This is a genomic window from Hamadaea sp. (assembly GCF_013362815.1).
Classification (GTDB): Bacteria; Actinomycetota; Actinomycetes; order Mycobacteriales; family Micromonosporaceae; genus Hamadaea.
The window spans coordinates 19,118-30,980 of record NZ_JABFVK010000052.1 but is presented as its reverse complement, the minus strand read 5'-3'; the positions used below and the strand labels follow the sequence as shown (position 1 = coordinate 30,980).

Sequence of the window (11,863 nt, the reverse complement as noted above, 5' to 3'; positions counted from 1 at the left end):
ACAGCTGTCAGGCCGGGATGTTCTGGTTCAGCCGGAACAGGTTCGCCGGGTCGTACTGCTGCTTGACCGCAACGAGCCGGTCGTAGGTCGCCGCCGGGTACGCCGCCCGCACCCGCTCCGGGTTGTCCGCGTCGGCCACGAACCCTACGTACGCCCGCGGCATGCCGGTCTCAAGCTGGTCCCGGAACGACGTGATCCACTCGTGCTTGGCGATCCGATCCGCCGGGCTGGTGTAGAACGCCGCCAGGTTCACCATGTATGCCGCGTCCCGATGCGCGAACGCGGTGGCGTCGGAAGCCACTCGGGCCATCGCCCCGCCGAGCGGCCGGATCTGGGTGACCCGCATGGGAGCGTCGCTCTCGGTGAGCCGTTTGAGGATCGCCTCGACGGCCGAACCGTCCACAGTGTCCACGAACATGTTCTCACCGACGGCGGTCGGGCGGTACGAGGCGTCCTCCGGCGGGAACATCTCGGCGTACGCCATCGGCCGGACGGAGTCCATGATCGGGGTGGCCAACGCCCGCAGCGGGGCGAGCACCTTCTCCGCCTCGGCGGGCGGACCGGCGTACCCGAGCAGGGCCATCACGACGAGCTTGCCGCGCACCTCCTCGGGAATGAACGGCGCGGGTGGCGCGGTCATCACGTTGATGATGGCCGACAGCTCCTCCGGCGCCGACGAGGCGATCTCGATCGCACCCGTGATCACCTCCGGCGTCGCGGGCAGCATGAGCATGCCGCCGACGAACTCGCCGACGTCGTGCAGGCGGTACTGGAACTTCGTGACGACGCCGAAGTTGCCGCCGCCACCACGGATCGCCCAGAAGAGCTCGGGATGCGACGTCTCGTCGACGTGCAGGATCTCGCCGTCGGCGGTGACGACCTCGGCCGCGAGCAGGTTGTCGATGGTCATGCCGTACTTGCGGACGAGGAAGCCGACGCCGCCCGCGAGGGTGATGCCGCCGAGACCGACCGACCCGGTGTCGCCGAAGCCGGTGGCGAGCCCGTGCTCGCCGACCGCCTTGGTGTACTCCCCGGCGGTCAGGCCGGCCCCGGCCCACGCCGTCTTGCCTTCCGCGTCGATCTCCAGCGTCTTCAGCTTGCGAACGTCGAGGACGACGCCGTCGTCGACGGCACTGTGCCCGGCACCGCTGTGCCCCCCGCACCGCACCGCCAGCGGCAGCCCCGAATCCCGGGCCACGGCGACGGCGACCGCCACGTCCGGGGCGTCGACCGGCCGCAGGATCACCGCGGGCCGCTTGTCGACGTCCCCCGCCACGACCTGCCGGAGCTCGTCGTACGCAGAATCCTCGGGCCGCACGACCTCGCCACGGAATGTGTCTGGAATGAAAAGTGCCATGTGACGGGATTCTGCCGACCGGGTGCGACATTCGCAGCGGATTTGAAGCTTCACGTGACCGGCACGCGTAGGCATTTACATTCTCAGTAAGGTTTACTAATAATTATCGAATGAAGAGACTTCGATCTATCGCGGTTGCCGGAGTCCTCGCCGTCGTGGGGGCGACGGTGTCGGTCAGCACCCCGGCGTACGCGGCGAATCTGCTGAGCAACCCCGGCTTCGAGACCGGGACGCTCTCCCCCTGGACTTGCAGCGCGGGTTCGGTTGTCAGCACTCCCGTCCACAGCGGCGGTCATGCCCTCGCGGGCGCGGCTAGCAGCAGCGACAACGCGCAGTGCACGCAGACCGTCGCCGTGCTGCCGAATACGGTGTACTCGCTCACCGGGTGGGTCCGGGGCAACTACGTCTACCTCGGCATCGTCGGCGGTGCGTCGACGTGGACACCGTCGGCCGCGGCGTACACGCAGCTCACGGTGAACTTCACGACGACCGCGGCGCAAACGAGCGTGCAGGTGTTCACCCACGGCTGGTACGGCCAGGGCACCTACTACGCCGACGACATCTCCCTCGACGGACCGGGCGGCTCCAGCGTCCCCGGTACGCCGGGCACCCCGACGATCGGCACGGTCACCGACACCTCGATCGCCCTGTCCTGGGCCGCCGCTTCCGGCACGGTGACCGGGTACCGGGTCTACGAAGGCGGCACCCTGGTCACGACGGTCACCGGGACGAGCGCCACGATCAGCGGGCTGACCAAGTGCACCAGCCACTCCTACACGGTCGCGGCGTACAACTCGGTCGGCGAGAGCGCCAAGAGCGCCGGGGCGAGCGCCACGACGACGGGGTGCACGACCGTGCCGCCCGTCCCCAGTGGACTGAACGTCACCGCCACCACGGTGAACTCAATCTCGCTGGGCTGGACGGCCGCCGCCGGTGCGACCGGGTACCGGGTCTACGAGGGCACTTCCCTCGTGACCACCGTGACGGGCACGACTGCGACCATCGGGAGCCTCGGCGCTTGTAGCAGTCACAGTTACAGCCTTTCGGCGTACAACTCGAATGGCGAGAGCGCGAAAAGCGCGGCCGTGAGCGGGACGACCACCGGATGTTCGACGGGCCTGCCGCGACACGCGCTGATCGGCTATCTTCACGCGAGCTTCGCGAACGGGTCTGGGTATATGAAGATGGCCGACGTGCCGGACGCCTGGGACATCATCAACCTGGCCTTCGGCGAGCCGACCTCGGTGACCTCGGGCGACATCCGCTTCCAGCTGTGCCCGGCGAGCGAATGCCCCGGCGTCGAAACCGAGGCGCAGTTCATCGCGGCGATCCGGGCCAAGCAGGCCGCGGGCAAGAAGGTGCTGCTGTCCATCGGCGGGCAGAACGGCCAGGTCCAGCTCACCACGACGGGCGCGCGGGACACCTTCGTGAGCTCGGTGAGCGCGATCATCGACCGGTACGGACTCGACGGGCTCGACGTGGACTTCGAGGGCCACTCGCTCACCCTCAACGCGGGCGACAACAACGTGGCCAGCCCGACCACGCCGGTCATCGTCAACCTCATCTCGGCGCTGCGCACGCTGAAGAGTCGCTACGGCTCGGGATTCGTGCTGACGATGGCACCGGAGACGTTCTTCGTGCAGCTCGGCTACCAGTTCTACGGCGGCAACTGCGGTGGCTGTGACCGTCGCGCGGGCGCGTACCTGCCGGTGATCTACGCGCTGCGCAACGACATCACCGTCCTCCACGTGCAGGACTACAACTCGGGACCGATCATGGGCCTGGACAACCAGTACCACACCATGGGCGGCGCGGACTTCCACATCGCGATGACCGACATGCTCGCCGCCAGCTTCCCGGTCGCGGGCACCGGCTTCACCTTCCCCGCGCTGCGCGAGGACCAGATCGCCTTCGGCACCCCGGCCGCGGTCAGCGCAGGCAACGGGTTCACCTCACCCGCCGCGATCCATCAGGCCTTGGACTGTCTGGTACGCGGAACGAACTGCGGCGGTTACACCCTGCGTGGCGGAACCTCTCCCGCGTTGCGGGGCCTCATGACCTGGTCCATCAACTGGGACCGCTACTACGGCTGGGAGTTCATGAACAGCCACGAGCCTTATCTGAACTCCCTCCCCTAACCCCCCGTTTTTTGGGGCTGGATCAGGGTTCTGGGTCGAATCTTGGAGCGTGATTCGACCGGGAACCCTGATCCAGCGCCGAGCGCATACGCTGTCGGCCATGCGCGCGTTGCGACTGACCCCGGCGGTGGTCGCCCTGCTGCTCGTGCGTACGGGGTGGCATCTGCTCGCCGACGCCGACGCCCGGGTGGCCGACGGCGTACTGGTCTTCGCTCGCGACGACTGGTTCATCACGATCGTTCTCGCGCTCGGCTGGACGATCACCACGCTGACCGGGATCGCCCTGCTCGACGGCGGCCCCCGTCCGGTTCGCCGCGCGATCCGGGCGCTGCCGGTGGCCCTGCTCGGGGTGGCGGCGTACGTGGCGCCGTTGATCATCTGCGGATTCCTGGCCGGTACGCTGCTGCCCGGCGAGCCGATGGTGGTCGTCCTCGTCGTGACCCTCGTGGCGATCATCCTCATTGGAGTCGCCACCAACTTCGCGTTGTCGGCCACGGTCGCCGTCGTCGAGCAGGCCGGTTTCGCCGCCTTCACCACGTACGCCGAACTGCGCGGCAAACGCTGGGACATGGGAGTGCTGTTCGCCTTCGGCGTGGTGGCTCCCGTCGTGGCGCTCGGCCTGCCGGATCGGTATCTCCATGCGGCGTCCACGCCGACCGGGCTGGCCGTCGACCTGCTGCTGACCCTGGTCGCCGCGACGGCGGTGGTGCTTCCGTCGATCACGCTGCTGGAGATCTATCGGCGTACGCGTCCCATCCCGGAACTCGCACCCCGGTCGACGGTGCGGCCGGGCCGGGTGGCGCTGGTCGGCGCGGCGATGCTTCTCCTGCTGCCCACCGCAGTCACAGGTGCGATCGTGTCCAGCCACCTACTCACGCAGGTGCACCACGAGCACCGGACCGGCGGGTCGGTGCTCGCGGTCGGCTGGCCGCCCACGCACCATCCGGTGCTGGTCACGACGATCGGGATCGAGGACTGCCTCGACGATCGCTGCTCGGCGACGCGCCTCACCCGTCTGCCCTGGATCATGTCGACCGCCAGTGCCACCGTACGCCGGGACGGCACAGTCGCCGTGTTGTCCGACGGGCTGCTGACGGTCTGCGATCCCGCCCGGCACTGCGTCGGCGGGCAGTCGGCGGGCCGCGTCGAACTGCTCCGCGACGCTTCGGCCGCCGCCGTCATCGCCAATGACGAAGGCGAAATCGTCCTCGCCCAGGCCACGCCGTCCGCGGGGGCGACGATTTCGCTGCGACTGCTGCGCTGCCGCGACGAGTCCTGCCGTACGGCGACCATAGTCGAGCTGGGCCGATTCCCGTCGGCGGCGATCAGCGGTGACGACGTCGTCTCGGCCGGAGTCGACCGGCACGGCCGGCTCTTCGTCGTCTACCGCGATGTCGCCAAGCACGGCTGGCTCGGCTGGTGCGTACGCCCCGATTGCGCGCAGACGAAGCTGATCCCCCAAGGTCAGACCGACGAGGACGCGCCGGCGATCGAGGATCTCGTCCGCGCGCCCCGGGTCCCCGGAGTGCCGCTGTGCTCGTTCTCGTCGTGCCGGGGCTTGACGCCGGCCGTGGTGGCGGCCCGGCCGGAGGGCGGGTTCTACGCCGTCGTCACCGAACCGGCCGGCTCGGACCAGGTCGACGTCCGCCTCGTACGCTGCCCGGACCCCTCCTGCGCGAGCTACCTCCACGTCGCCACGCTGCTGCGGGACTTCCGGGCGTCGTGGACCGGCGATCCGCTGATGTTCGGCGTCTCCGACCCCGGCCGCCAGGACGAACGCTGGACGATCACGGTCCACCCCAGCGGCCGGGTGCTGCTGACGAAGCCGCACGAGACGCCGTCCGTGATCATCACCGTCGAGCCGGTCTGACTCAGCAGCGGGGAGTGGCCGGGCTCACACCGGGGTATGTCACGCTTCGGGAGGCTGCCCTGTCTGATGGGTATGACCGAGATGAAGAACCAGACCGTGATCGTGGCCGGAGCCAGTGGCGCCTTCGGCCGGCACATCCGCCGCGCGCTGACCGAGGCCGGGCACACCGTGCTGGGGCTCGGCCGGGGTGAGGGCAACGAGATCCGGGGCGACCTGCTCGACCGGGAGGGCCTGTTGCGGGCGTTCGCCGGAGTCCAGGCCGACACCGTGGTGCACGCGGCGACTGCGCTGAAGAAGCCGCCGATGTCGCACAAGGGCATGTTCGGCACCGACGACTTGCGTACCACCGGAACGGCGAACCTGATCGAGGCGGCCAAGCTGGCCGGCGTACGCCGGTTCGTCGGCGAGAACATCGCCTTCGGCTACGGCTACCGGGACTTCGGCGACCGGGTGCTGACCGAGGCCGACCCGTTCGGCGTACCGGAGTCGGACGCGAACATCAACCGGCACCTGGAAGGCATGCGTGCCAAGGAACAGCTGGCGCTGGAGTCGGGATTGGAGGCGATCTCGCTGCGGTTCGGGCTGTTCTACGGACCGGGCGGGACCGAGACCATGGTGGAGATGCTGCGGAAGCGGCAGATGCCGGCGTTCAACGACGACGGCCGGGTCCTGCCGTGGGTGCATCTCGCCGACGCGGCCGACGCCGTCGTCGCCGCCGTCGAGAAGGGCCGGCCGGGTGAGGCGTACAACATCGTCGACGACGAGATCGGCTTCGGCGGTATCACCCGGGAGATCGCGGCGGCCTTCCACACGCCCAAGCCTTTCACCGTGCCGGTCTGGGCGATGGTCGTGATGCCGTACCTGCACGTCATGCTGAAGACGAACCTGCGCGTCTCGACCGAGAAGGCCCGCCGTGAGCTGGGCTGGACCCCGACTTACCCGACCGTCGCCGACGGTCTGCGAGCGGAGGCGGCTAGCCTGGCCGCATGATCGACACCCAGGTCTTCGCCGAGCATCGGCGGCTGCTCTTCGACGTCGCCTACCGGATGACGGGGAGCGTCGCCGATGCCGAGGACATCGTCCAGGAGGCCTGGCTGCGCAGCCGCGACGTGGACGGCGAGCAGATCGCCAACCCGCGGGCGTACCTGGTGAAGACGATCACCAATCTCTCGCTCAACCAGCTCACCTCGGCCCGCGCCCGCCGCGAGACCTACGTCGGGCCGTGGCTCCCCGAGCCGATTCTCACCGCGCCGGACGCCGGACAGGAGGCGGAAATGGCCGACTCCGTCTCGATGGCGATGCTCGTCGTCCTGGAAACCCTCAGCCCGGCCGAGCGCGCGGTCTTCCTGCTCCACGACGTCTTCGGCTACAACCACGGCGAGATCGCCGCCATTCTGGACAAGTCGGAGGTCGCGGTCCGGCAGACCGCAGCCCGGGCCCGCGCGCATGTCGCGGCCCGCCGTCCTCGCTTCGACGTCGACCAAGGGGTACGCGATCAAGCAGTGGACCGGTTCCGGCAAGCCTGTGTCGGGGGCGACCTGAACGCGATGATGGAACTGCTGGCCCCGGACGTCGTGTGCTGGTCCGACGGCGGCGGCAAGGTCACCGCGGCCCGCCGCCCGCTCGAAGGGGCCGACAGCGTCGCCCGTTGGCTCATCGGGGTCTTCGCCAAGCCGGAGTCGCAGGACGCCACGATGGAGCTCACCCAGATCAACGGCGAACTGGGCATCCTCGGGCGGGTCGCCGGCCAGCCGGTCGGCGTGGTCTGCTTCGACTTCGCCGACGGCCGGATCACCGGCGTACGCATGCAGGTGAACCCGGACAAGCTCGGGGGCCTCACCCGCTGACCCCCGCTGATCGGGCCGCTGATCGCGGCGGGGGCGTCGGGACGCCGGTGGGCGGGTCGGGACGCCGCTCGAGTGGTACGTCAGCGACCTCTCCCGGCTCAGGAAGCGTGCATGGCGTACCACTCGCGTCGTCGTCCCGCTCAGCGGAGCGATTCGCGGCGCAGATCGACGAACGCGGTGGTGTGTCCGTCAAGGACGTACCGGTCGATCTCGGTGAACCCGTGCCGCAGCGCGAACCGGAGGCCGTCCACGTTGGACTCCAGTACGACGGTCTCGACGGCGGTCGCGCCCAGCTCGGCGGCGACGCCCACGGCGTACTGGTAGATCTGCTCGCCGTGCCCGTGGCGGCGATGCTCGGGGAGCACCCGCGCGATCACCGTCGCCGTGGTCGGATCGTCGGCCGGGGGCCGGACGGTGTAGTTGCCGACCAGGGTGTCCTCGGCGTACGCCACGGCCAGCCGGTTCCGCTGAGCGCGTACCCGGATCTCCTCGACCGACAGCGGATCGGTGGGGATGATCAGGTTGTGGGCGTGCTGCCAGTCCAGCAGCACCTCGTCGGACTCGACGGGTTCGAAGCGAAGATCGGACACGGCTCCCAACCTAAGGGGTGCGCGCATGCTGCGACGACTCGACCTCGGGCACATCATCCGGCCCGCCTCCGAAGCGGGAACCGAGCATCCCCGCGTCGACCCGGCTGCCGCCCCGACCACCCGCCCCCAAAGCGGAAGGGCCGAATCTATTCTGGCGTACGTGGTGCGACGGCCCGAGGGGGTGCTGCTGTTCGACACCGGCATCGGCTCCGACCCGGAGGTCGACGCGCATTACCAGCCGCATCGCCGGGATCTGCGTACGGCGTTGGCCGACGCGGGCGTCGCGCTCGACGAGGTCAGCCTGGTGGTCAACTGCCATCTGCACTTCGACCACTGCGGTGGCAACCCGTTGTTCCCCGGTACGCCGATCCTCGCTCAGCGGACCGAGCTGACCACCGCCCGGACCACCGAATACACCCTCCCGGAGCTGATCGACTTCACCGGCGTCCAGTACGCCGAACTCGACGGCGAGACCGAGGTGTGGCCCGGCGTGTGGATCATCCCGACACCCGGTCACACCGACGGTCACCAGTCCCTCGTCGTACGCCGTCCCGACGGCACGGTCGTGCTGGCCGGTCAGGCGCACGACTTCGCGTCGGAGTTCTCCCACGACGAAATGGCCCGCACGGTCGGTGCCGCGCCGCACAGCCCGTGGCTGGACCGCCTGATGGAGTTCGACCCGAAGCGCGTCCTCTTCGCCCACGACTCCGCCGTCTGGGAACCGATTGATCATGAGGTCAGGGGCGGCGACACGCCGCAAAGGGGGACCCTAGGTTCATGATCAACGCTGGAAGCGCCAGATCGTGGTCGGCTTGACGCCGGTGTCCTCCAGCGCTGGGCGTACCGGGACGTCGTAGCGCGCCACTTCGGTGAGGAGGTGCCGGGGCAGGAAACCGCGTCCAGGGTCACCGACGAGGACTTCGACTCCACGGCGAGCCGCCGCGCTGAGCAGCTTCGTCATCGCCGCCGCTACCGAGGCGGTGTAGAAGGCGTCGCCGACGAGGACGACTTCCGCGTCGGCGAGCCGGACCGGGTCCGCCTCGCCGGGGATCGCCTCGACCTGGGCTCCGTTGGCGGCGGCGTTTCGCTCGATGGCGGTGATCGCGGCCGGGTCCGCGTCGACTGCGCGTACCACTTGGGCTTGAGCGAGCGAAGCCGCGATCGCGACCACCCCGGAACCCGAGCCGAGGTCGACCACCCGGCGGCCGCGGACGGTCTCGGGCCGGTCGAGCACGTGGCGGGCGAGGGCGACGCCGCCCGGCCAGGCGAAGGCCCAGAACGGCGGCGGGCGCTCGCTCGAGTAGCCGTCGTCGAAGAGCCGGGCCTGCTCGTCGGCCTGGTAGAGGGTGATCTCCGGGAGCAGCGGCACACCGGTGAGCCGGGTCGGGGTCACCCCTGCTTCTTCGCGTCGTACGCGGCCTGGGCGGCGAGAACGGTCGGCAGGTGACCTTCTAGCAGGTCGATCAGGCTGCGCATGCGCTCGGCCACCTGCTTGCCGAGCGGAGTGAGGCTGTACTCGACCCGGGGTGGGATGGTCGCCTGGACGTCGCGACTCACCATGCCGTCGCGTTCGAGCGTCTGGAGCGTCTGGGCCAGCATCTTCTCGCTCACCCCGTCGACCCGGCGGCGCAGCGCGTTGAACCGGTACGCCCCCTCGTCGAGCGCGACCAGCGCCAAGATCCCCCACTTGCCGGCGATGTCCTCCAGCGCGTTGCGGGAGTCGCAACCGCGGGCGAACACGTCGGCGATGAGCTCGTCGCTCGGCTCGATCTCGGGGAGGCGCTCGGTCATGTCCTCCACGGTACGCGCATACGCAGCACAACCCGGCATGATGGCGCTCACTATCAGTTGGCACTTTCCAAAAGTTAGTGCAGGATCGCTGGAGAGCTACTTAAGGAGAACATCATGATCGTCGTCACCGGAGCCACCGGACAGCTCGGCCGCCTCGTCGTCGCGGACCTGTTGGAGCGCGGCGTACCCGCGTCGCAGATCGTCGCCGCCGTCCGGGACACCGAAAAGGCCGCCGATCTGGCCGCTCAGGGCGTCCAGGTACGCCACGCGGACTACGACGACCCGCAGTCGCTCAAGGACGCGTTCACCGGGGCGGACAAGCTCCTGCTGATCTCCGCTTCCGTCGTCGGCCGGCGCGTACCGCAGCACGAGAACGCCATCGACGCCGCAGTCGCCGTGGGCGTGCCGTTCTTGGCGTACACGAGCATCTTGAAGGCCGACACGACCGGGGTCGCGCTGGCGGGCGAGCACAAGGAGACCGAGGCGTACCTCGCCGCGTCGGGTCTGCCGTACGCGCTCCTGCGCAACAGCTGGTACACCGAGAACTACACCGGTTCGGCCGCCGCCGCGATCGCCGCCGGGGCGGTGCTGGGCAGCGCCGGAACGGGCCGCGTCGGTGCGGTGCCGCGGGCCGACTATGCCGCCGCCGCAGCCGCCGTCCTCACCACGGACGGGCACGCGGGCCAGGTCTACGAACTCGCCGCAGATGAACCCTTCACGATGGCCGAGTACGCCGCCGAACTCGCTGACGCCTCCGGCCAGCCGGTCAGCTATCAGGATCTCCCGGCCGACGCGTACGCCGAGGCACTGACCGGCTTCGGGCTCGACGCCGGCTACGCCGCCGCGCTCGCCGACGCCGACCTCGGCATCGCGCGCGGGGATCTCGCCTCGGACAGCGGCGACCTCGCCCGGCTGATCGGGCGGCCGACGACTTCGCTCGCCGACGCGGTGCGCTCCGCGGTCTGAGGTTCCCGGCAGATCACGGTTACGCATGCTTCCGTGAGCGGATTTGGCATGCGTAACCGTGATCTGCAGCCGTCAGCAGAGCTACGGGCTGGTGCAGCTCACCGTGGGAACGGCGTTCGTCCCGCTGGATGAGGCGAGGAAGCCGAAACTCACGGATCCACCGGCCGGGATCGAGCTGTTCCAGCTCACGGGTTTGACCGTGATGCCGGAGCCCGAGGCGGTGTAGGTGCCGTTCCACAGTTGACTGATGGTCTGGCCGTTGGCGAAGGTCCACTTCGCCGTCCAGCCGTTCACGGCCGCTGAGCCGGCCTTGACCACCACCTCGGCCTGGAAGCCACCGCCCCAGGAGTTCACTATCGAATAGGTGGCCGAGCAGGCGCCCGTCGGGTTGGGCGAACTCGCGCTGGGCGAAACCGAGGCGGACGCGCTCGGCGAGGCCGAAGCGCTCGGTGACGAGCTGGTCGTCACCGAAGGCGACGGAGACGGGTTGCCGCCCCCGCAGCCGGGGCAGATGCCGGTGACCTCGCCGTTGCCGCCGTCGAACACGACGTCGGAGCAGCCGTAGAAGGTCTCCGTGCTGTCCGATCGCTTCCAGACCGAGTAGATGATGTGCCTACCGGTCTTGTTCGGCAGCTTGCCCGACCAGTAGTAGTTCCCGGTCGGAGCGGAGCCGTTGAGTGGCGGGTGGTCCACCGACAAGAACGGCGTCGTCTCCATGTCGGCCCAGGTCAGCGCCTGGTTCGGGTTGAAGCCGTCCTTGGTGACGTACAGGTAGAACCAACCGGGGTGGGCGGCCCAGGCGGCGTACGACCAGTTGATGGTCGCACCGGACGTCAGGTGGGTGAGCGGCCAGTCGTTGCGGGGGGCGTCGAAGCCCGCGTACTTCGAGAAGCCGCCGCTGCAGAGCGTGCCGTCGGGGATGAACCCGGTGGTACGCCCGGCGCCGTCGGACCGCAGTACGCCGTACCAGTCGTAGAACGGCTGGGCGCCGCCGACCGCGAGGGCGTTCTGGCAGGCGGCATTGGTCGGTTTGATCTCGCCCGTGGAAGTGAGACCGTCCTTGTAGCACAGATAGGTGCGGCTGCCCGGGGTCAGCAGCGCACCATGTGCCCATGACGTGGCCGGGATGAGCGCCGCGACGACCGCCGCGACCAATCCCACCACAATGGAGTGTCCCACCGTCGCGCGTCTGAACTTCACCTTGTTCCTCCTTCGGACCGGTGATCAGCACGGGGACAGGTGCGGCAAGCGCATCACGCCGATAAAGATCCAGCAATGCAGATGTCACAGTGTGGGAACGCTCC

The 11,863-nt window shown here is 69.2% G+C and carries 10 protein-coding genes and 2 pseudogenes; 7 read left to right on the top strand and 5 right to left on the bottom strand.

Going from position 1 to position 11,863, the window contains the following annotated elements; genetic code table 11:
* Nucleotides 1-7 precede the first annotated feature (7 nt).
* Nucleotides 8-1,357 (bottom strand): FAD-binding oxidoreductase, encoded by a 1,350-nt coding sequence (locus HOV77_RS23830; RefSeq protein ID WP_290865227.1) that lies wholly within the window; start codon nucleotides 1,355-1,357, stop codon nucleotides 8-10.
* A gap of 110 nt (nucleotides 1,358-1,467) precedes the next feature.
* Here HOV77_RS23830 and HOV77_RS34820 point away from each other — a divergent pair.
* The 5 genes and pseudogenes from HOV77_RS34820 to HOV77_RS23810 form a co-directional block, all read left to right on the top strand.
* Nucleotides 1,468-2,163: pseudogene (locus HOV77_RS34820) on the top strand (carbohydrate binding domain-containing protein); the annotation flags it as partial.
* Nucleotides 2,164-2,472: 309 nt separating this feature from the next.
* Nucleotides 2,473-3,495, top strand: a pseudogene (locus HOV77_RS34815) (chitinase); the annotation flags it as partial.
* A 100-nt stretch (nucleotides 3,496-3,595) separates the two neighbouring features.
* On the top strand, nucleotides 3,596-5,365 hold the full coding sequence (locus tag HOV77_RS23820; RefSeq protein WP_290865223.1) for a hypothetical protein: 1,770 nt from the start codon (nucleotides 3,596-3,598) through the stop codon (nucleotides 5,363-5,365).
* A 72-nt stretch (nucleotides 5,366-5,437) separates the two neighbouring features.
* Complete coding sequence (locus tag HOV77_RS23815; RefSeq protein ID WP_290865221.1) at nucleotides 5,438-6,355, top strand: NAD-dependent epimerase/dehydratase family protein; 918 nt, start codon at nucleotides 5,438-5,440, stop codon at nucleotides 6,353-6,355.
* The gene (locus tag HOV77_RS23810) at nucleotides 6,352-7,212 is read left to right on the top strand and encodes an RNA polymerase sigma-70 factor (RefSeq protein ID WP_290865219.1); all 861 of its coding nucleotides are present in this window, start codon (nucleotides 6,352-6,354) and stop codon (nucleotides 7,210-7,212) included. Before HOV77_RS23815 ends, HOV77_RS23810 begins: the two co-directional genes overlap by 4 nt.
* A gap of 140 nt (nucleotides 7,213-7,352) precedes the next feature.
* On the opposite strand, the gene HOV77_RS23805 is transcribed toward HOV77_RS23810, so the two are convergent.
* Nucleotides 7,353-7,802, bottom strand: a complete 450-nt coding sequence (locus HOV77_RS23805; RefSeq protein ID WP_290865217.1) for a GNAT family N-acetyltransferase — start codon at nucleotides 7,800-7,802, stop codon at nucleotides 7,353-7,355.
* Nucleotides 7,803-7,827: 25 nt separating this feature from the next.
* On the opposite strand from HOV77_RS23805, the gene HOV77_RS23800 reads away from it, so the two are divergent.
* Nucleotides 7,828-8,583 carry an N-acyl homoserine lactonase family protein gene (locus HOV77_RS23800; protein WP_290865215.1) on the top strand — a complete coding sequence of 252 codons (756 nt, stop codon included), beginning with the start codon at nucleotides 7,828-7,830 and terminating at the stop codon, nucleotides 8,581-8,583.
* Here HOV77_RS23800 and HOV77_RS23795 read toward each other — a convergent pair whose 3' ends face one another.
* Nucleotides 8,584-9,195, bottom strand: coding sequence for a 50S ribosomal protein L11 methyltransferase (locus tag HOV77_RS23795; RefSeq protein WP_290865213.1), 612 nt, complete (start codon nucleotides 9,193-9,195; stop codon nucleotides 8,584-8,586).
* Entirely contained in the window at nucleotides 9,192-9,593 is a 402-nt protein-coding gene (locus HOV77_RS23790) for a helix-turn-helix domain-containing protein (protein WP_290865211.1), read from the bottom strand. The genes HOV77_RS23795 and HOV77_RS23790 overlap by 4 nt, the downstream gene beginning before the upstream one ends.
* Nucleotides 9,594-9,707: 114 nt before the next feature.
* On the opposite strand from HOV77_RS23790, the gene HOV77_RS23785 reads away from it, so the two are divergent.
* Complete coding sequence (locus HOV77_RS23785) at nucleotides 9,708-10,559, top strand: SDR family oxidoreductase (RefSeq protein WP_363260834.1); 852 nt, start codon at nucleotides 9,708-9,710, stop codon at nucleotides 10,557-10,559.
* Between the two features lie 81 nt (nucleotides 10,560-10,640).
* Here HOV77_RS23785 and HOV77_RS23780 read toward each other — a convergent pair whose 3' ends face one another.
* Entirely contained in the window at nucleotides 10,641-11,759 is a 1,119-nt protein-coding gene (locus tag HOV77_RS23780; protein ID WP_290865209.1) for a lytic polysaccharide monooxygenase, read from the bottom strand.
* Between the last annotated feature and the right edge of the window lie 104 nt (nucleotides 11,760-11,863).